Source organism: Myxococcus sp. AB056, from assembly GCF_006547365.1.
In the GTDB taxonomy this organism is placed as follows: Bacteria; Myxococcota; Myxococcia; order Myxococcales; family Myxococcaceae; genus Myxococcus; species Myxococcus virescens.
In genome coordinates this window covers 26,315-46,123 of record NZ_VHLB01000069.1, presented here as the reverse complement: position 1 = coordinate 46,123, position 19,809 = coordinate 26,315, and the positions used below count along the sequence as shown (strand labels likewise).

General features: G+C 70.0%; 18 protein-coding genes. 8 read left to right on the top strand and 10 right to left on the bottom strand.

Features of this window, described 5'->3' with window-relative positions; translation table 11 throughout:
- The first annotated feature begins 13 nt into the window (after positions 1-13).
- From FMP39_RS26250 to FMP39_RS26235, 4 genes are all read left to right on the top strand, one after another.
- Positions 14-2,101 (top strand): response regulator, encoded by a 2,088-nt coding sequence (locus FMP39_RS26250; RefSeq protein WP_368667077.1) that lies wholly within the window; start codon positions 14-16, stop codon positions 2,099-2,101.
- A 279-nt stretch (positions 2,102-2,380) separates the two neighbouring features.
- Positions 2,381-4,570 (top strand): serine protease, encoded by a 2,190-nt coding sequence (locus FMP39_RS26245; RefSeq protein ID WP_228558344.1) that lies wholly within the window; start codon positions 2,381-2,383, stop codon positions 4,568-4,570.
- Between the two features lie 148 nt (positions 4,571-4,718).
- The gene (locus FMP39_RS38585) at positions 4,719-6,311 is read left to right on the top strand and encodes a hypothetical protein (protein WP_305036080.1); all 1,593 of its coding nucleotides are present in this window, start codon (positions 4,719-4,721) and stop codon (positions 6,309-6,311) included.
- A 106-nt stretch (positions 6,312-6,417) separates the two neighbouring features.
- On the top strand, positions 6,418-6,660 hold the full coding sequence (locus FMP39_RS26235) for a DUF1059 domain-containing protein (RefSeq protein ID WP_140867475.1): 243 nt from the start codon (positions 6,418-6,420) through the stop codon (positions 6,658-6,660).
- A gap of 12 nt (positions 6,661-6,672) precedes the next feature.
- Here the strand turns inward: FMP39_RS26235 and FMP39_RS26230 are convergent, their stop codons facing one another.
- Together FMP39_RS26230 and FMP39_RS26225 are read right to left on the bottom strand one after the other, a co-directional pair.
- Positions 6,673-7,398: a double-CXXCG motif protein gene (locus tag FMP39_RS26230; protein WP_141592902.1), complete on the bottom strand. Its 726-nt coding sequence runs from the start codon at positions 7,396-7,398 to the stop codon at positions 6,673-6,675.
- Positions 7,399-7,404: 6 nt separating this feature from the next.
- Positions 7,405-8,076 (bottom strand): TIGR02269 family lipoprotein, encoded by a 672-nt coding sequence (locus tag FMP39_RS26225; RefSeq protein WP_141592901.1) that lies wholly within the window; start codon positions 8,074-8,076, stop codon positions 7,405-7,407.
- A 30-nt stretch (positions 8,077-8,106) separates the two neighbouring features.
- Here FMP39_RS26225 and FMP39_RS26220 point away from each other — a divergent pair, with 30 nt between their 5' ends.
- Positions 8,107-9,387 carry a tetratricopeptide repeat protein gene (locus FMP39_RS26220; protein ID WP_194858569.1) on the top strand — a complete coding sequence of 427 codons (1,281 nt, stop codon included), beginning with the start codon at positions 8,107-8,109 and terminating at the stop codon, positions 9,385-9,387.
- A 7-nt stretch (positions 9,388-9,394) separates the two neighbouring features.
- On the opposite strand, the gene FMP39_RS26215 is transcribed toward FMP39_RS26220, so the two are convergent.
- Together FMP39_RS26215 and FMP39_RS26210 are read right to left on the bottom strand one after the other, a co-directional pair.
- A complete protein-coding gene (locus FMP39_RS26215) occupies positions 9,395-10,009 on the bottom strand; it encodes a DUF4230 domain-containing protein (RefSeq protein ID WP_228558343.1) in 615 nt (204 codons plus the stop codon).
- A 41-nt stretch (positions 10,010-10,050) separates the two neighbouring features.
- Complete coding sequence (locus tag FMP39_RS26210; RefSeq protein WP_141592898.1) at positions 10,051-10,608, bottom strand: helix-turn-helix domain-containing protein; 558 nt, start codon at positions 10,606-10,608, stop codon at positions 10,051-10,053.
- Between the two features lie 85 nt (positions 10,609-10,693).
- Here FMP39_RS26210 and FMP39_RS26205 point away from each other — a divergent pair, with 85 nt between their 5' ends.
- Positions 10,694-11,422: an SDR family oxidoreductase gene (locus tag FMP39_RS26205; RefSeq protein ID WP_141592897.1), complete on the top strand. Its 729-nt coding sequence runs from the start codon at positions 10,694-10,696 to the stop codon at positions 11,420-11,422.
- The gene (locus tag FMP39_RS26200) at positions 11,419-12,444 is read left to right on the top strand and encodes an S-adenosylmethionine:tRNA ribosyltransferase-isomerase (protein ID WP_194858568.1); all 1,026 of its coding nucleotides are present in this window, start codon (positions 11,419-11,421) and stop codon (positions 12,442-12,444) included. The genes FMP39_RS26205 and FMP39_RS26200 overlap by 4 nt, the downstream gene beginning before the upstream one ends.
- Positions 12,445-12,464: 20 nt before the next feature.
- Here the strand turns inward: FMP39_RS26200 and FMP39_RS26195 are convergent, their stop codons facing one another.
- The 6 genes from FMP39_RS26195 to FMP39_RS26170 form a co-directional block, all read right to left on the bottom strand.
- Positions 12,465-13,685, bottom strand: coding sequence for a zinc-dependent alcohol dehydrogenase (locus tag FMP39_RS26195; protein ID WP_141592895.1), 1,221 nt, complete (start codon positions 13,683-13,685; stop codon positions 12,465-12,467).
- Positions 13,686-13,832: 147 nt separating this feature from the next.
- Complete coding sequence (locus FMP39_RS26190; protein WP_141592894.1) at positions 13,833-15,350, bottom strand: Ppx/GppA phosphatase family protein; 1,518 nt, start codon at positions 15,348-15,350, stop codon at positions 13,833-13,835.
- 106 nt (positions 15,351-15,456) lie between these two features.
- Positions 15,457-16,359, bottom strand: coding sequence for a DUF3396 domain-containing protein (locus FMP39_RS26185; protein WP_141592893.1), 903 nt, complete (start codon positions 16,357-16,359; stop codon positions 15,457-15,459).
- Entirely contained in the window at positions 16,356-17,147 is a 792-nt protein-coding gene (locus FMP39_RS26180; protein WP_228558342.1) for a hypothetical protein, read from the bottom strand. The genes FMP39_RS26185 and FMP39_RS26180 overlap by 4 nt, the downstream gene beginning before the upstream one ends.
- Positions 17,148-17,194: 47 nt before the next feature.
- Entirely contained in the window at positions 17,195-18,328 is a 1,134-nt protein-coding gene (locus FMP39_RS26175; RefSeq protein ID WP_141592892.1) for a phosphatidylserine/phosphatidylglycerophosphate/cardiolipin synthase family protein, read from the bottom strand.
- An 80-nt stretch (positions 18,329-18,408) separates the two neighbouring features.
- Positions 18,409-18,612 carry a hypothetical protein gene (locus FMP39_RS26170; protein ID WP_225909537.1) on the bottom strand — a complete coding sequence of 68 codons (204 nt, stop codon included), beginning with the start codon at positions 18,610-18,612 and terminating at the stop codon, positions 18,409-18,411.
- Positions 18,613-18,789: 177 nt separating this feature from the next.
- On the opposite strand from FMP39_RS26170, the gene FMP39_RS26165 reads away from it, so the two are divergent.
- Complete coding sequence (locus FMP39_RS26165; protein ID WP_255508242.1) at positions 18,790-19,803, top strand: serine/threonine-protein kinase; 1,014 nt, start codon at positions 18,790-18,792, stop codon at positions 19,801-19,803.
- Positions 19,804-19,809 lie beyond the last annotated feature (6 nt).

Sequence of the window (19,809 nt, the reverse complement as noted above, 5' to 3'; positions counted from 1 at the left end):
GGCGGGCGCACGGGTGGCCATGGCGGGCGCGCGTGTGCAGCTTGCTGACTTGAACGTGCCCGACGTGAATCCCATACAGGCCCTGTCCCACCTCCTCCAGGAGGAGCGCGAGCGCCTGGCGCGCCTGTGGGCCAAGCGCCTGCGAGCGGAGACATATGACGTGGAGGTCCCCGGCAGGGACCTGCGCGCCCCGCTGCGCCGGTTGCTGGACGAGCTGGCCCGCCTGCTCAGGGACCGGCCCGACGACGTCGTCCGGCTCTGGCCGGAGGTGGTCCGCCCGCACGGCGCCTTCCGCTACACCCAGAACTTCGACCCCGAGGACCTGACGCGTGAGTTCAAGTCCCTGGAAGAGGTGATGCTCCACGTCTACGCGCGCCGCAACGGTGGCTTCATCGAGCCCCAGGTGGCGGAGCTCGTGGCGGAGCTGGTGTGGGAGGCGGACGCCGCGGCCCAGGCGTCCTATGCGCGCATCCTGAAGACGGAGGAGGTGCGCTTTCGTGAAGCGGCGGTGATGGAGTCGGTGCTCAACCAGGTGGACGTGGGCATCATGCTGGCGGAGGTGGACGGTACCGTCTCCTTCGCCACGCCGCCGGTGAGCCGCCTCATGGGGGTGCCCATGCGCGCGGTGGTGGGGGGGCGGGCGGCGAACACCATCAATCCCGTGCTGACGCAGGTGAACGCGCGCCACCTCACGGGTGAACCCTTCAAGCTGGCCGACATGCCCTTCCTGCGGGCACTCAAGGAGAAGGGGCCCGTGCGTGGGGTGATGATGGTGGTGGAGCGCCCCGGCGGCGACACCGCGGCGCTGGAGCTGAGCGCCACGCCCGTCTGGGAAGAGGAGGGCGAGCTGGCTGGCGCCATCCAGACCTTCACCGACCGCACGGAAGCGGTGAACAAGACGAAGGCACTCCAGAGCGCGCACGGGGAACTGCGCAGGCTTCAAGGCCGCCTGCTCCAGCGCACCCGCCAGCAGGCGCTGGGACAGCTCGCCAGCGGCGCGGCGCATGCGCTCAACAACTTCCTCAACGTGCTGCGGCTGCGAATCACCCTGCTGCAACGCGAGTTCAAGCCCGAGCACCTGGAGGCGCTCGACAAGACGGTGCAGCAGATTGGCGAGCTGGTAGCCCGGCTCCAGGAGTTCAACATCCAGCGCACCCAGGAGCAGCCCACCGACGTCCCGGTGGACCAGACGGTGCGCGAGGCGCTGGAGCTGGCGCGCGGCGAGCTGGAGCAGCGCGAGCACCCGGTGTACGTCGACCTGGACCTGGGCGACCCCGGCAACGTGCGCGCGGATACGGGCTTCTTCCGCGAGCTGGTGGTGAACCTCTTGCTCGTCTCGCGGGACCGGATGGAGGCCGGAGGCCGGCTGCACGTCTCCACTCGCACGGATGGCGCCTCGTGGCTGACGCTGCGCATCGAGGACGAGGGCACGCCCTACGCGCCCGATGAGCTGGCGCGGCTGTTCGACCCGCTGCGCCGGGACGCGAGCGCGCCGCAGTTGTCCCTGTTCCTGGCGGTGGCGCGGGCACAGGTGGAGCGCTGGGGCGGCGAGCTGACAGCGGAGGTTCCGGCCTCGGGTACGGGCACGGCCTTCGTGGTGCGCCTGCCCCGCGTGCATGAAGGCGCCGTGTCCACCGCGCCACGTCCGGAGCCGTCGCGCGCGGAGCTGATGCGGCCGACGGGGCCCCGGCGCTTCCAGCAGACGCGCAGCGTGCTGGTGGTGGATGACGACCTCGACAACGCGCGGATGATGGCGGAGGTGCTGGGCGAGGAAGGCTATGAGGTCCAGGTGGCCCACAGCCCCGCGGTGGCGCTGGGGATGTGGGACCGGCGCCGTTACGACGCCGCGCTGCTGGACGCGGTGATGCCGGAGATGAGCGGCTGGGAGCTGGCGCGCGAGCTGCGCAAGAAGACCCCTCAGGCGCTGCTGGCCATCGTCACCGGCATGGACGTGCGTGGACAGAACCGCTCCAACCTCGCGCTGGTGGACGCCGTGTTCCGCAAGCCCATCGACGTGGGCGCGCTGGATGACTTCCTGGGGCAGTCCGACACCGTCGCTTCCGAGAACGGTTCGTCGACTGGTTTCGCGCCACCCGCCTGAGCGCAGCGGACAGGACGACGGGGTGCCTCAGGCGGGCCGGTAGCCCGCGGCGTTACACTTTCACTCAAAGTGTTGCGGTGCGGGTCACATCGCGAAGCCCGTTCCGCCGGGATGGGCCCGTGTCCGAGGGGAGCGGGTGCTTCCCCATCGCAATCTCCTTGTGTGGATAGAACCACGAGTGTGGCTCGCCGCTTGCTCCAGGACCGCGGGCCCGCCGGTGCCCGCGGTCCTGATTCGGGCGTCCACCCCCGGTGGTTGCCACCCCCCACGAGGTGCTGCGTGAGATTCAATCTGAGAGGCCTGTTGCTGGCCGGAATGATGCTGGCCGGCGGCGGTGCCATGGCGGACGAGAGCGCGGTCTGCGAGGGCCGCACGTCACAACCTCCCTTGCAGCGGGATGCCCAGGGGCGCGTGAAGGTGGGCGAGGACGTCGTCGCCACCTTCAAGTCACGTCAGCCCAAGGCGCGGCCGGAGGGCGTTCGCGCCAAGGCCGAGCTGGCCTGGACGGACCGCGTCAGCAGCCCGGGTGCCACGTACATCGCGCCGCACTTCAGCCAGTTCGCGCTCGCGTCGGGGGACTACGTCATCGTCCGCGCGCCAGACGGCTCGCGTGAGTACCGCTACGAGGGCTTCGGCAAGGGCGAGGGCAACGCGCCGGTGAGGGGCGGCTTCTGGAGTGGTCACATCTCCGGTGACGTCGCCATCGTCGAGCTGTGGAGCACGGGCGGCCACGCGAAGTCCGGCTACACCATCGACCGGTTCGCTCGCGGCTTCGCCAACCTGGCGGCGCTGGGCGAGGACCTGGACAACAAGGCCCTCTGCGGTCCGGACGACTCGCGCAACGCGCGCTGCTACCAGACATCGGACCCGCGTCAGTACAAGCACTCGCGCGCGGTGGCCCGTCTGCTCATCAACGGCAGCGGGGCCTGCACGGGCTGGCTCGTGGGCAACCAGGGCCACGTGATGACCAACGAGCACTGCATCGCCAACACCTCGGACGCGCTCAACACCGACTTCGAGTTCATGGCCGAGGGCGGCGCCTGTACCTCCGCTTGCAACAGCTGGTTCGGCTGTCCGGGCACGGTGGTGGCCACGAGCTCCACGCTCATCGCCGTGGACGCGCCCCGGGACTACGCCCTGGTGCGGCTGCCCACCAACCCCACGGCCACCTACGGCTACCTCCAGCTGCGCAACACCACCGCGTTCGTGGATGAGCGCATCTACATTCCCCAGCACCCCGCCGCCTGGGGCAAGCACATCGCCCGCAACTCCACGCACGCGTCGGACGCCTCGGGCTTCGCGGAAATCTTCGCCCTCAACCGGCCCGCGTGCTCGCCGGGTGGCCCGCTGGACATCGGCTACTACGCGGACACCCAGGGTGGCTCGTCCGGCTCTCCCGTCATCGCCAACTCCGACCACCGCGTCGTCGCGCTGCACCACTGCGCCAACTGCCCCAACCGTGGCGTGCCCATCACCTCCATCATCTCCCACCTGGGCTCGCTGTTGCCTCAGTGCGCGCTGCGCAGCGCCACCTGCCCGGACCCGTATGACGTCTGGATGCGCGACACCTGGTCCGACACCGGCCTGGAGCCGGACCCCGCCACCGCGGGCCAGGACATGTGGGCCAGCCCGTACATCTGGATTCGCCGCAACCCGGACGGCGTCGCCAACCCGCACGTCCACCAGAACCCCGAGCTGGGCGCGACGAACTACGCCTACGTGAAGCTGCACGGCGGGCCCCGTCCGGGCGCCTCGGGGCGCCTCAAGCTGTACTACGCCAACGCCTCCACCGGTCTGGCCTGGCCCACGGACTGGACGCAGTTCGGTGACGTCGCCGTCAACGGCTTCACGCCCGACACGCACATCGTCCAGGCGCCGTGGAGCAGCCTGCCCGGCGAGGGCCACTACTGCCTGGTGGCGCGCTGGGAGTCCGCATCCGACCCCATGTCGTTCACCGAGACGACGAACGTCGACGCCAACGTCCGTCAGAACAACAACATCATCTGGCGCAACGTGAACATCGTGGACCTGGAGTCCGGCAGCGAGGAGGTCCACTTCATCGTGCGCAACGTGCACGAGGGAATCCGGGCGCTGCGGCTGGCGGTGCGGGTGCCGGAAACGGACCGGCAGCGGCCCTTCCCGGGGAATGGCGGCCGTGTCGTCGTGCGTCTGCCGGACGAGCTGTTCAAGCGCTGGGTGGAGGCGGGCGGCAAGGCCGAGGGCATGAAGATGCTGCGCGAGGGCGAGTTCGAGGTCGTGTCTCCGGAAGGGGGCGTGTTCCACGAGCTGCCGCTGGGCTTCCGCGAGGAGCACCAGCTGCGGATGTTCTTCGAGCGCTCGGCGGACGCCACGCCGGAGCCCTACCACCTGGAGGTCGTGCAGTTCGACCAGGACACGCCTGAGCGTGAGAGCCTGGGCGGCATCGGCTACGACATCTACACCCACGGCGAGCCGAAGCCGAAGCAGTAGCCGTCGCTTCGCCTGACGCGGCTTCGCTCGCGTGCCGTCCTGGCGCGGGCGGAGCCGTGACGTGTTTGCATCCGTCCGTCGCCGTGCTTTGTCTGGTCTCCGGCGCGGCGCTTCCCGCCGCGTCCTTTCCCGGAGGCAGTGCGTGCGGGTGGATGACCTTTGCCTGGTGCTGGTGTCCTCGCTGTTGCGGGAGGACCGTGCTCGGTGGCCTCAGCGGCTCGAGGCGCTGGAAGAGGAGCTGGGCGAGTCCTGGGCGCTGCGGCGGCTCGAGGTGCCGAGAGCGTACTCCCTGGGGGTGCGGCTCCTGGATGGGCGTGAGCTCCCGCTCGCCGCGTGGCTCGACTCGTTCAAGGAAGGTGGGGGGCGCTCCGTTCGCGTGGTGGACCTCGGCGCGTCCTCGTCCGAGGCGCTTCCCGCGCACATCGCCGCCGCGTTCGCCAACTCGGGAGGCGTGGTGCTGGAGGTGACCTCGGATGGGGCGTCCTCGCTCTTCCTCCTGCGAATGCACTCCAGCCGCCCGCACCTGCTCACCGCGCGGCAGCTCGTGGACTTCGCCCGTGCACAGTCGCACGCGGACCGCGTCTTCGAGGCCTGGGCGGAGTCCATCTCCGAGAACAACCAGCTCAACGACCGGCCCGCGGTGCCGGCCTCGGAGGTGCCGGACTACCTGGCCTCGCCGGACGGGTTCGTGCACTACGACTTGCGCGGCGGGGACCTGGTGGAGGAACTCCAGGCCACCCTTCGCCGTCACGGCGCGGACGTGACGATTCCAGACGCGCTCCGGGCCTGCTTCTACACCAGCGACCCGGACGCACTGTTTCGCGAGATGCTGTCTCCCGAGCAGCAGGCGGAGTTCGTCCCGTCGGAGGAGCAGCTCCTCCTCACCGACACCACCACGCCCCAGCAGTTCGCTGACCTGGTGGCCGCGCAGTCCTTCGCCGCGGATGCCTGGACGCGCATCGCCCGGGACCAGAACGCGTTCCTGGCGGAGGGGGAGCCTCCCGTGACGGCGGAGGGGTTCGAGGCCCGGCTCCGGACGATGGCGCCAGATGGGCTCCAGTCGATGCTGACCGGCAACCTGATGCTGGCGTTGCAGCAGGCGGCCCGGGCCCATGGCGCGGAGTTGGTCATCCCCGAGTCCTTGCGCGGATGCGTCCGGCCTGCGTTCTCTCGGGAAGAGGACCCGGGGCGGATTCCGGGCAAGGAGTTGCTGCGCCTGCAGCCCAATCCCGACGTGTACCAGATGTACCTGTTTCACGAACTGGCGGCCGGGCCCGCGCCCGTGTCCGAGGGGCCTTCCTGGGACGAGGCGCGGCGTGGCTTCACGAAGGCACTGCAGGAGGCAGTTGCCTTCTCGGCCGCGCAGGGCTCGAACTTCGCGGATGCGTTCAAGCTGGCGCTCTTCGCGCTCGAAGGGCAGGCGCCGCGCTACGACGAGCTGTCACCGGAGCGGGTGCCGGATTACCTGGAGGCGGTGAAGGCCGCGGGCTTCGACGGGCGGCCGGTGCAGGTCTTCGAGGACAGGCTGGGCTCGTTGGGACTGCTCCAGTCGCTGGGGATGTCCGAGGAGAAGCTGCGTGGACTGCTCGCCTATCTGCTGTCCGATGTGTTTGGCGGCATGGGCTCGTGGAACGACCAGTACTTCGAGACGCCCGAGGCGCAGCAGCAATTCGATGCGGTGTCAGCGCGGCTGTTCGGCGAGCGGAGTGCGTTCTTCGTGGCCACGCTCAACGCGCGCTGAGGTGGAAGGTGTGATGGTGGGCACGGCAGCCGGGCCCTGGCTGCCTGTCCCTCCCTTGTGGCGCTGGATGGCGGTGTCCACCTCTGAGAGAGGAGGAGACACCACCATGTCACGCAAGACGATGGACTGCCGGAAGGCGCCCAGTGACACCCACTGCACGCTGACGATTTCGGGCGAGGAGGACGAGGTATTCCAGGCGGCCATCTCGCACGCCGTCTCCGCGCACGGCCACGAGGACTCCGGTGAGCTGCGCGAGATGATTCGTGGGATGCTCGAGGACGAGGCGCCCGAGGCCAGCATGGGCCGGCCCATGTCGATGCAGGAGCCGCAGCAGCCGAGCAGGCACTGAAGGACGCGCCTGTCAGCGCGTGGGCAGCTCGCGGAACGAGACTCCGTCCAGTTCCAGGCGGCGCACCGTTTCCATGAATCGCTCGGTGCCGACAATCATCGTGGCGAAGTTGCCCACCCGGAACAGGTCCACGTCCGCTGGGAGCGAGGCCGCGTCGAGGATGGGCTCGTCGGGTCGACGGAACCCGAGGCGTCCGCAGGTGGCGCACCGGGGGGGTAGGTCGGGAGGCATGCAGTCCGCGTGCAGTTGGCCACGCGGGTCGAGCTGAAGCTCCAGGAGTTCGGGGGCGTCCTTCTGCCGGAACCGCAGCGCTGTTCGCGCGCCGAGCAGCCCGCGGATGCCTTCCTCCCGAAGTCGCTCCAGTTCTTCGTGGCGAATCAGCAGCAGACTGTTGCCCAGCCAGGCGAAGGAACCGAACCGCCCGGAGGCGGTTCCCACCAACGGGCCGAACGTCGTCCCCGGGGGAAGCAGGGCACCTGGCGGTGCCAGGGGCCGTACCAGCTCCCGGAGCCGTGAGAACTCGGTGAATGGCTCAGGCCTGGCTTTCAAGAAGGCGCTCTGCTCGGGCAGGACGGACAAATCAACGGCGGGATACTGGTGTCCTGAACTGGCCCAGGTTTCACCGCAGCCCGGGCATCCCGCGAGGCCCGGCAGCCCCCACTTGTGCGCGGCGTTGAGGCTGCCGTTGGTGTGGGCTTGCACCGTCGAGTCTTCGCGCAGCCAGAAGAAACGCGTCATTCGTCCTCATGCTCCAGGGCGAGAATAGTAGGGCTGGATGGGACCGCCCATGAGCTCAAAGCGGTGAATCAGCTCCCCTGCGTGTCTGAAAATCTCGGTTGGGGTCGCACCCTCGTTCGCGTCTTTGAACTCACGCCAGGCCCTGTTCCACTCGCCGCCGCGTTCGCCGCCCCGGTGAATTCGCTGATGGACGTGGCGTGGAATGGGCATCGTGTAGTCGTGGATTTTCACTCCCTGCCGTTCGAACCAGCGGGCGAGGTCCTCTGCCTGCGGGAAGATGTGGTGTTTCTCCCAGCGCCCAGGCGTGAGTCGAGGTGGCGCTGAGAAGAAGCGCTCAGGGGCGCCATTCCAGTTGGGGAACACCATGACGGCGCCCCGAGGCAGGTGCTGTCCTCCGCCCCAGTGCCTCCGGGGGCCTCTGCCGGGAGCCGCGACCGCCGCGGGCGGGCGAGCCGGTGGGAAGCGCGCGAGCTCCACCGCGCCGTCCAGGTCCTGACACCGGTAGAAGCCACAGGCGTCTCCCATGCACAAGAGCGAGACGCACTGGTCCTCATCTGGCGTGGCGCACGCCTCCTCGGCGCCGTTCCATGCCGGCTGGGTGGACGCCTGTGGAGCCGACGCGCAGCCTGCCCACGGTGCCGTGAGCAGCAGTAGCCAGAGTGACAGGAGTGTTCGCATGGTTTGGGGAACCTATCGTCCAGCGCCGAGATGGTCGTTAGAGTCCCACCAGTGAGTGCCCCCCTGGACCTGGAGCGCGTCCGCCGCAAGGTGGAGGCGGGTGAGATTCTGAGCGACGCGGAGCTGGCCCTGCTCCGTGCCGAGGCGCAGCGTGGCACCGGCTCCGCCTTGCGCCTGGCCCTGGCGCACGCCCTCATCAACGCGGGCGCTGAGCGTGAGGCGTTGCCCTTGCTGGAGAGCCTGCGGCGGGACTTCCCACGCGACCTGCCTGTGCGGCTGGGACTGGCGCGGGCCCTGCTCGGACTGGAGCGCCATGGCGACGCGGAGCGGCTGCTGACCGAGGTCCTGGCCCAATCGCCAGGAGACCCGGAGGTGCTCAAGGTGCTCGCGGTGCTGGGCCTGCGGCGCGGTGAAGCGGACAAGGCGCGTGCCTATGTCGCGGATGCGCTGGCTCGCGACCCCTTCGACGCCGAGGCGCGGCTGCTGAAGGAGGAGCTGGAGTCCGTGGACCTGCCGCCCCCGCCCGTTCCCCAGGAGCAGGTGCTGCGCCCGGAGTTCACCGCCGCGCTCACCGCTGCGCTCGGCCGCGCCCGGGTGGCGTTCCGACGGCAGGGGAAGGACCTGCTCGTGAAGCTCGCCACGGGCGGTGTTGGACGCGTGGACGTGGGCTCGCTGTACGCGGCCTACCAGGAGTCCCCGGGCACGCAGGGGCTCACTGCCTACGCGGATGCGCTGGCGGCGCGGCTCGGCGGGTTGTCCTCGGGCCTGAGCGCGGAGGTCGCGGCGTTGGAAGCGCGGCTGCGTCCGGTGCTGCGCCCAGCGGACTTCGCGGCGCGCGCCGTGGGCGCCTTGCACCGGCCCGGTCCCGCGGGTCTGGAAGTCTTCTACGTGCTGGAGGACGCGGAGTTCGTGCGCTACCTGCCCGAAGCCGCACTGGCCCCCGCGGGACTTACGCCGGAGTCGGCGGACGCGGCGGCATGGAGCAACCTCGCCTCGCGTCTGGCTCCGGTGCGGCCCGTGCTCGTCGACCAGGGGGAAGTCCGGTTGGCGGAGGCCCTCTCCGGACTCTGGGCCGTCGCGGAGGGGGATGGCCACGACGCCGCGCGGTTACTTCTGTCAACGCAGTGCAAGGAACTGGCCCTGCTCGCGGGAGAGGGCCCCCTGCGCGTGGCCCTCGGACGGCGGGAGCTGGTGCTGGTCTGCCGCGAGTCGGATGCCGCCGCGTGCGAGGCGCTGGCGCGACTCGTGCCCTCGCCGGATGGAATCCCGGGCACCTTCCGTCTGACGGAAGAGGGTCTGTCCGCGGTGTGAGGCGGTTTCAGCCCGCCGTGCCCGCGGGCAGGTGGTCCACGAAGAGCACCTCGCGGTAGCCCAGCGTGAGCAGCAGCGCCCGCAGCGAACGCTCCGCTGACTCCCGCGCCCGCCGCTGGAGTTTCCCGTTCGAGCGGACCTCCTGCTCGAAGGCGAGGCGGGCCTTCTCCAGCAACTGCGCCGTCTGCTCGCTGTCCAGGTTGGAGTCGATGACCTCCGTCTCGCCGGGACGCAGCTCCACCTTCACCTCCATGGGCGGCAGCACCACGTAGACGCGCGTGCCCGTCACCTGGAGATGAGAGCGGTCGAAGCGCTGGAAGTCGAAGCCCAGGTGCGCGTTCGCGAAGACGATGGCGCGGCCATGCGGATTCTGGAGCGCGTAACGCGCCCAGTTCAGCACGTCCTTCCAGAGCGCATCCGTGGCCTGGGGCTCCGGCGTGAAGGTCACCTTCTTGTAGAGCGCGACCTCCAGCGTCTCCAGCCGTGCCACGTCCCGCATCTGCTGCACGACGGACGGCGTGTCCGGCAGCGACGGTGATGCGGGCTTCATCAACACCCAGGCCCCCAGCGCGCCGAGCGCGGCGCCCAGGACGACGGTGAGGACTCGCGAGAGGTGCGCCATGGGCCCCAGTGTACCTCCCCGGGCAGGCGCTTCCGGCGAACTCATATCGAAGGCGCCAGCAGGACGACCGAGTAACCCACGGCCGTTCGTGCTCCAGGATTCTCGTACGAGTGCTTCTGGTCCCCCCGGAAGACAACCACGTCCCCGGGCTGGAGGTGGAAGCGCTCCCCACTGGCGACGAGCACCAGCTCCCCCGACTCACACGCCAGGTACTCCCGAGTGCCGGGGGTGTGCGGAACGCCGGTGATGCGCACCTGCGGCGGCAGCTCCACGCGGTCGAACTCCATGCCCGGCAGCGGGTCCGGCAGCAGCTTGCGCAGAATGCCGCCACCACGCGTCCGGACGGGCAGGGTGGCGCGTGGGTAGTGCCGGGCACTGGCGCGGGGCTTCGCAATCAGCTCCTCCAGCGACACCTGGAGCGCGGCGGCCACGCGGTGCAGCACGGACAGTGTCGGGTTGGCCGCGCCGGACTCCAGATGGGCCCAGGTGGCGCGCGGCACGCCCGCAAGCCGGGACAGTTGCGCCTGTGTGGCGCCTCGCGCCTCGCGCAGGGAACGGATGTTGCGGGCCAGTCTGCCGGGCAGGTCATCGTCGTTCATGGATTGGCAATCTGCCAAGCCCTTGGACCATATGCCAACAGAATGGAGAGCGGCGTGTATCTCCCGTCACAAGGAGAACGCACGAATGATTCGCATCGACAAGAGCATCCTGATTACGGGCGCGAGCCGGGGACTGGGGCTGGCGCTGATGAATGGATTGGCTCGCCGAGGCGCGCGGGTGGTGGGCGTGGCGCGTCATGCCGCGGAGATGGAGGCCGTCGCGGAGGCGCTGCGCTGGGAGGGGCTGGAGGCACACGCGCTGGCCTACGACGTGGGGGACAAGGAGGCCATCTACCCGATGGTGGGCGCGGCCACCGCGCTGGTGGGCCCGCTGGACGTGCTGGTCCACAACGCGAGCACGCTGGGGCCCACACCGCTGCCGCTGCTGCTGGACACTGCCTGCGAGGACCTGCAGCGCGTGCTGGAGGTCAACGTGGTGGGCCCCTTCCGCCTCACCAAGGCGGTGGCGGGGAACATGGCGGTGCGAGGCAAGGGGCTGGTCATGCACATCACCTCGGATGCGGCGGTGTCCGCCTATCCCCGCTGGGGCGCATACGGCGTGTCCAAGGCCGCGCTGGAACACCTGGGGCGCGTCTGGGCCGCGGAGCTGGAGGGCACGGGCGTGCGCTTCGTCTCGGTGGACCCCGGGGAGATGGACACGCGGATGTACCGCGACGCGGTGCCGGATGGGGACTACTCGCAGTTGAGCCGCCCGGAGACGGTGGCGGCCCGGCTCGTGGAGTGGGTGGCGTGGCAGTCGGAGTCGGTGTCCTCGGGCGCCCGCCTGGAGGCGGCGAAGCTGGAGGCCGCATGAAGCCCGCGCGCTGGCCCGCGGACCGCCCCGAGGAGGGCCGCCTGCTGCATGTGGAGCCGCGCGCTCGCCGCTATCGCGACACCCGCGTGGCGGACCTCCCGTCGCTGCTGCGCGCCGGGGACCTGCTGGTGGTGAACGACGCCGCCACGCTGCCCGCGTCCCTGGTGGGGCGAACGGAGTCCGGAGAGCGAATCGAGCTGCGCCTGTTGTCACGCGAGCCGGACGGCACCTGGACAGGGGTGCTCTTCGGCGCGGGGGACTGGCGACGGCGCACGGAGGACCGGCCACCGCCGCCGGTGCTGGCCGTGGGCGCGGGGCTCGTGGTGGGAGGCCTGAAGGCGCGGGTGGTGGCGGTGCTGCCACCGTCTCCCCGGTTGCTGCGCGTGGCCTTCGACGAGACGGGGGCGGCGCTCTGGTCCGGGCTCTACCGGAGCGGGCGTCCGGTGCAGTACGCGTACATGGAGGCGCCGCTGTCGCTGTGGCATGTGCAGACGGCGTATGGCGCGCGGCCCTGGTCCGTGGAGGCGCCCTCCGCGGGGCTGCCCCTCTCCTGGAGCGTGCTGCTGACGCTGCGCAAGCAGGGCGTGCGGCTGGCCTCGCTCACCCACGCGGCGGGGCTGTCCTCCACGGGAGACGCGGTGCTGGATGCGGCGTTGCCTCGGCCCGAGCGTTCCGACATTCCCGCCGCCACGGTGGAGGCCATCCTGCACACGCGCGCTTCCGGGGGGCGGGTGGTGGCGGTGGGCACCACCGTGGTGCGGGCCCTGGAGGGCCGCGCGGCGCGGCACGGCGGCTGGCTGGTGGCGGGGGAAGAGGTGACGGACCTGCTGCTGGGGCCGGGCTTCGTGCCACGGCTGGTGCACGGCCTGCTCACCGGCGTGCACGAGCCGGGGAGCCACCACCATGCGTTGCTCCAGGCCTTCGCGCCGCTGCCGCTGCTCCAGGAGGTGGCCGCGCACGCGGAGGCGCGCGGCTACCTGGGGCACGAGTTCGGAGACTCGTGCCTGCTGCTGGACGCGTGAGCGGTGTGGGCCTCGGGGCCCTACTGGAGCTGCGTGGGCTCCAGCTCCACCTTCACCCAGCCGGGCTTGCGCGCGTCGAAGTTGCGGTACGCGTCAATGGCGCTGCCCATGGGCTCCACATGGGACAGGATGGCCGTGGGGTCCACCACGCCAGTGCGCACCAGCTCCAGCAGCTTGGGGATGTACTTGCGGTGGTTGCAGTTGCCCATCTTCATCGTGAGGTTCTTGTTCATCGCCATGCCGATGGGGAACGTGCGCACCTGCGCCGGATAGACGCCGATGATGGACAGGGTGCCGGCTTTGGCCAGTCCCTCCACGGCCCACATCAGGGCTTGTGCGGGCGCGTCACCGGGCACCCAGTTGTCACCCTTGGGATTCGTTTTCGGGGCGGCTTCCTTCACCTCGCGCTTGAACTCGGCCTTCTCCTGGTGGGCCTTCTTCGCCGCGGGGCCGTGGTGCGGATGCATGGCGTCCACGCCCACCGCGTCGATGGCGCGGTCCACGCCAATGCCGTTGGTGAGGCGCTTGAGCGTCTCGAGCGGATCTTCCTCCTCGAAGTTGATGACCTCGGCGCCCTGGGCCCGCGCCAGGTCCAGCCGGTCCTCGTGGCAGTCGATGGCGAAGACGCGGCCGGCGCCCAGCAGCTTCGCGCTGACGATGGCGAAGAGGCCCACGGGCCCGCAGCCGAACACCGCCACGGTGTCCCCGGGTTTGATTTCCGCCAGCTCCGCGCCCATGTAGCCGGTGGGGAAGATGTCGGAGATGAGGATGGCCTGCTCGTCGCTGACGCCCTCGGGAATGCGCACCAGGCCCACGTTCGCGAAGGGCACCCGCACCTTCTCCGCCTGCATGCCGTGGAAGGGCCCCGTCTCCTGGGGACCGCCGAAGAAGGCCGTGCCCGCGCTGGGGCCGTTGGGGTTGGCGTCGTTGCACTGCGCGTGGTACCCGGCGCGGCAGTACGAGCAGTTGCCACAGGCGATGGTGGACGGGATGACCACCCGGTCGCCGATGTTGAGGTTGCGGACGTCATCGCCCAGCGCCTCGATGACGCCCACGCCTTCGTGGCCCAGGATGGTGCCCGGCTTCATGCCCGGCATGGTGCCGCGAATCATGTGGAGGTCCGTGCCGCAGATGGCGCTCGCCGTCAGGCGGACGATGGCATCCGTCGGCTTCTCGATTCGCGGCTCCTCCACGTCGTCGAGCCGGATGTCCCCAATCCCATGGAAAACGACAGCCTTCATTGCGCGCGCTCCTGCCCCCTCGGGGCCCCAAGACGAAAAGGGCCTGCGCGGACGCAGACCCGCGTGACTTGGAGCCTGGGCATCGCCCCGGGTGAGGGCAAAGCGAGCGCCGCCCCCTCTTCTGCCCGACGGCCGGGGGAGCGGGGGCTAGCGGCCGCTGGATGCTTGGTGGACGTGGAAGGTGAGCCGCTTGCCGAAGACGCGGCGGAAGTTCACGACCTCTCGGTCCGCGTTCCACAGCTCCAGGTCCACGGGGTGCCGGGTGTGCAGGTGCAGCGCCACGCCATCGCGGCCGTTGGTGGCCTTGAAGTCCTTGATGGGCTGGTGGTGGCTGACGTCCAGCGAGTTGGCCACGCGCAGCAAGGTGGCCAGCTTGCGCACCGTCCTCGCCTCGGCCGGGTTGAGGCCCGCCATGCCGGCGTGGGTCAGCTCCGGCGGGCTGCGCCGGTGGTAGCGGGCGACGCGGGCCACCAGCTCGCGCTCGCGGTCGGCGAGGCCCGGCAGGTCGGCGTGGCGGATGAGGTAGTACGTGTGCTTGTGGTGCCGCTCGTAGCTGACGGCGTGGCCCACGTCGTGGAGGAGGGCGGCGACCTCCAGGTGGGAGCGCACCGACAGCGGCAACTGGTGCAGGGCGGCCAGGTTGTCGAACAGGGTGAGTGACAGCCGGGCGACCTGGCGGGCGTGCTTCTCGTCGAAGTAGAAGCGCTTGCCCAGGGCGAGGGCGGCGTCCGCGAGGCTGTGGTCCTCGCGGTGCTCATCCTGCCGGTAGAGCAGGTCCACGAGGATGCCGTCGCGCAGGCCGCGGTTGACGACGCTGACGGACTCGACGCCCAGGTGCCTGGCCACGCCCTCCAGGATGACAGCGCCGGAGACGATGATGTCCGCGCGGCGCGGGTCGAAGCGCTTGCGGCGGCGCTCGGGAGGCATCTGCGCCAGGGTGTCCACCGTCTGCGTGAGCTGCCGGACGGTGGCGTTGCCGCTGTTCTCCGCGGCTGCGAAGGACACCACGGCGTTGATGGTGCCGGACGAGCCGAGCGCCACGCGGGGGACGTTGGGCACCGTGGGGGGCAGCGTCTTTTGCAGCACGTCCGAGACGAAGCTGCGCATGAGGCGCAGCTGCCGGGGCGGCACCGTGCGCGAGGCGTCGAAGACCTCGGTGAGGCGCACGGAGCCCAGCGCGAGGCTCCAGAGGTTGTCGGGCTTCTCGCCCATGGCGGTGGCGATTTCGGTGCTGCCTCCGCCGATGTCGATGAGGAGCGAGCGCGTGTGGGACGGCTTGCGGTGGAGCACGCCCAGGCAGATGAGGCGGGCCTCTTCCTTTCCGCTGACGACCTCCAGGTTGAGGCCGGCCTCCTCTCGCACGCGGCGGACGATGTCGGTGCTGTTCTTGGCCTCGCGCATGGCGCTGGTGGCCACGGCGCGCACCTGGGCCTTGTGGCGGCGGCAGAGGGCGGCGTAGCGGCGCAGGGTGGCCAGCAGGCGCTCGGCCGTCTCCTCCGGCATGGAGCCGGTGGCGAAGACGCCCTCTCCCGGGCGGATGGCGTCGCGTTCCTGGTGCAGCGTTTCGAGCGCGCCGTCGGCGTCTGGCCGCGCCAACTCCAGACGGACGGCGTTGGTGCCCACGTCAATGGCGGCGAGGACGGGCGGAGTGGGGCGAGAAGGCATGGGTGGTTCTCGCCGGAGTCTACGGGGCTCCGGTGGTAATCGCAGCGGGAACCGCACCGGCAGGTTGGCCCCTCGCTTCAGCGAGTGACAGCCCTGTATCGGTTGCTCAGTCGAGGAAGCGGCGTTCCCAGCGGCGCTGCGCTTCCGCTCCGAATCCGAGCAGGTGCTCCTCGCGATACATCCAAGGCTCCAGCGCACGGGCCAGTTCGCGATAGGCGGGGAGCCTGTCGCCCTGGTCCATATCCCCGGCTTCTGGCCGTTCCCCGAGCGTGACGACGGCTCGACCGTCATCCAGGGCCTGCACCGTGGTGCTCGCCGCGCCCAGGCGAGCCTGGAGGCCCATGACACCGTTCAGTTCGTCCAGCACGGGCTGGCCCAGGAAGGTGAGCCAGGAAGGCCCTCGGAGTCGCGTGCCCAGCTTCCAGGAGAGCCCTCCCAGGTCGATGATGTCGAGCCCCGGGTAACGGAAGCGCCACGCATCGGTTTGCTGCTCGACGCCCACGAGGTCGAGCTCCCCATTGAACGAGAGGCCCGCGTGTCCGGAGCAGAAGGGCAGCGGTCGTGCCAGTTCGAGCGCGAGCTCGCGAATGCGTTGGGGACCCCAGGCCTCCAGGCGTTCAGTGGGCAACCAGAATCCCAGCGCGGAGACGGCGCCTGGGGCTTCGGTGGCGGCGGCCTGGAGGTCCTTCCCGTGATACTCGAACGCGTGAATCGCTTCCTCGTGGGGACCGCTCTGGAGCCGGACCACGGCCCAGTCATCGGCCTGGAGGTCGCTCTGGACGTGCTGCCAGCCCGACGCATCCAGCGGGTGCCAGTCCCCTTCTGAATCGGCATATCTGCCAAAGACGTCAGCGCCGACCGCCTCCCGAAAGGTCTCCAGGGCATGCAGGACATGCTGCGCCACGGCGGCATGCGGCCGATGCATGTAGAAGCAGATGTTCAGTCCTTCCCGAAGGACGAGGTGCCCATTGCGGGCATGGACGCGAAGGCGAGGGTAGTGCTCGGTCATGGCAGGACTCCCCACCGGGGAATGATGCGGAAGGCTCGCGCACCCACCGCCAGTTCGTACATGAACTTCTGCGTTCGGCCCGCGTGCGGATGTCCTCTGGGGTAGACCCTCCACTTCGATGGGTCATCGCCCAGGCAGGGGAACTTGAAGTCGTACACGACGAGTGCCTGATGGGGGCTTCCCGCGTGAATGACGACATCGGGGATGAGCGAGCCCTTCAGTTCGCTGCCGCGGCCCTGCTGCACGAGCGCCTGTACCTCTTTGTCGCTGAGTGTTTCCCAGGTCTGGGTTCGCGGATCGCGATGGTATCTCGGCTCCACGCTGAACCCTCCTGGGCGTTGCTTGCTCAGCTCCCGCCAGGCGCAGTCGAGCGCCATCCGGTGCATCTCGATTCCCAGCTTCATGGCTCGGGTGACGGGCTGGCCTTGGGCATCTCGGTCTACCTCTTCCCTGCATTCCTCCGAGGTCGGATTCCGGCCACCGAAGCGTTCGAGCAGGATGGTCGAGCGGGCGTCCTCGGCACAACGCGCGAGGGCCTCTTCAATGGCATCCCGCTCCTCCGCCTTCAGCAGTCGCAGCGCCGCGCCGCCCGCGGTGCCAATGGAGGCCGCCACCCGCAGGGCCCGGGGGCCAGGGAGGACGGCCTCCTCGCCCGCCATTCGCGCGCACGCCGCCGGATTCTGCCGGCACGCGCTGGTCGCTGAGTCGAAGCCGTAGCGCTCCGGCCGCGCCGCGCAACCGGCGACCAGGCCACTGACCACCAGCGCCATCCACGGACGTCGCGGCATGTCCCCTCCCGTGCAGGGCCATGGGGCCACGCACACACGGGGACACGCTACCGCTTCCGCCGCCGGCCCATGAAGCTGGCGAAGCGCTCCGCGAGGCGGGCGACGGCCAGCCCCACGATGTCCAGCAGCCACTGCTGGAGCCCGGAGCGAGCGCAGTCCTCCAGGTACACTCGCCGCGAGCCGCGCAGGTGCTTGTCGAGCCACCGCTGCGCCTGCGCCGCCACGCCGGGTTCCTCCACCTCCACCAGCGTCTCCAGGTTCACCAGCGACAGCGGGTCCAGATTGAAGCTACCCACCAGCAGCTTCTTTCCGTCCACCAGCGCCGCCTTCGCGTGCAGCGTGGAGTCGGTCCACTCGTGGATGCTCACCCCGGCGCGCAGGAAGTCGCGGTACAGCCGCATGGTCGCCGCGCGCGCGAACACCACGTCGCTGCGCCCGGCCAGCATCAGCCGCACCGTCACGCCTCGCCGCGAGGCGCGTTTGAGCGCCCGCATGAAGCCCTTGTCCGGCAGGAAGTACGCGTGCGCCAGCACCACCTCGTGCTCCGCGCCGTCAATCGCCTGGAGGTACCGCTTGCGCAGCCGGTGCCCACCCGCGAAGCCGGACAGGAACAACTTCACCGCGCCCGACTCCAGCGCGGAGGCCCCCGCGTGCAGCGTGGCCCCCAACTGCTGGCAGATGTCACCTCGCAGCTCCAGCGCCAGGTCGGCCCAGCCGGGCTGATTCCCATTCGCCGCGTACGCGTCCCCGATGTTGATGCCTCCCAGGAACGCCACCGAGTCATCGACGAGGAGAATCTTCCGGTGGTTGCGCCAGGAGCGGCCCGTGCACAGCGAGGTGAGCGGGTTGTACACGCGCACCTTCGCCCCCGCGGCCTCCAGCGTCTGCGTGAGGTGCCGGCTGGCGCCAATGCTGCCCCAGCCGTCCACCACCACCTTCACCGCGACGCCCCGGTGCGCCGCCGCCACCAGTGCTTCGAGGAACCTCGCGCCAATGCCATCCCGCTCGAAGGTGTAGACCTCCAGGTGCACCCGCCCCTGCGCGGTGGCAATGGCCTCCAGCATCCGCGGGTACGCCTCCGTCCCGCCGTCGAGCAGGGTGACGCGCTCCTCACGGACCTCGTTGAGGGGAAGGCGGACGCCAGGAGCGGCCAACGGCGGCAGTGAGGCTTCGGCGCGCATGAGCGCCTTCCACCCTACCGCTCCCAGCGTCTCGACGGGACAGCCTCACCGTGACATGGGGGCCGTCCCGCCACGAGTCGTCAGCGCCCGTCGTGCTTCCGCGCGCCCTTGCCCTTGCCCTTGTGCTTGCACTCGGTGCCGTCCCAGTACTGGCTCGGGTGGCAGTGCTTGCTGCTCCGCTTGGACTTCTTCGACTTGGGCGGACGCGAGTCGTAGTGGTGATGGTGGAAGCAGCCACTGAAGGTGAAGAGCGCGAGAACGGGGAGGAGGAGACGGGCTTTCATCGTGCGGGGCCAGGACATGAATGCTCGGACCCGGCCCGGCGGCGCGCGGCCACATTCCACCCATCGACGCTGTGCGCCTGCTTCGATAGCCTGCGCGCCGTGCCCCCTGCTGCGAAGCCCGTTCGTCATCGGAAGATTGGTGCCTACCGCGTACTCGGAGAGCTGGGACGTGGTGGCATGGCCCTGGTGTACCGAGGCCTGCACGAGATGCTGCAGCGCGAAGTCGCCATCAAGGAACTGCTCCCGGATGGCCAGCGCGACAGGGAGACGTTGTCGCGTTTCCGGCGCGAGGCGCTCGCGCTCGCGGCCTTCCGTCACCAGAACATCGTGACGCTCTACGACATGGTGGAGAAGGGTGAGAGCCTCTTCATGGTGATGGAGCTGGTGGACGGCCCCACCCTCCACACGCTCATCAAGGAAGGCCCGCTGCCAGCGGATGTCACCGGCGTCATCGCCGCGCGCATCGCCAGCGCGCTGGACCACGCGCACTTCCGCCACATCATCCACCGCGACCTCAAGCCCGCCAACGTCATGCTCACCAAGTCCGGTGAGGTGAAGCTGATGGACTTCGGCATCGCCAAGGACGTGGGCATGGAGGCGCTCACCCAGCAGGGCATGGCGGTGGGAACGCCGTCGTACATGTCCCCGGAGCAGGTGACGGGCGTGCCGGTGGATGGCCGCACCGACATCTTCTCGCTCGGCGTGCTGCTCTACGAAGCCCTCTCCGGCGCGCGGCCCTTCCACGGCAAGACGGCGGGCGAGGTCTTCGCGAAGATTCGCGACGGCAAGTACACGCCGCTCTCCAAGGTGGCGCCCAACGTCCCCGCGCCGCTGGTGCGCATCATCCAGCGCGCCATGGAGGTGAGGCCGGAGGACCGCTTCCCCGACGCCGCCGCCATGCGCCGTGAGCTGGACGTCTTCCTCGCGCAGGAGGTGCAGGTGTCCCACGCGGCGCTGCTGGTGGCCTTCCTGCGCCACCGTCAGAAGCTGACGGAGACGGAGGCCCAGCAGCTCATGCGGCCGCACGAGCTGGACGCCGCGGTGGAGGTGTTCGACACGGGGCGCTCCCGCCAGGGCGGGAAGCTGAGGTGGGCCCTGGCCGCCGCCATCGCGTTGATGACGGCGGCGGGCACCGGGCTCTACTTCACCCAGGCCCAGTGGGCGCCGCTGGTGGAGCAGCTCACCCGCTGAGGCCGG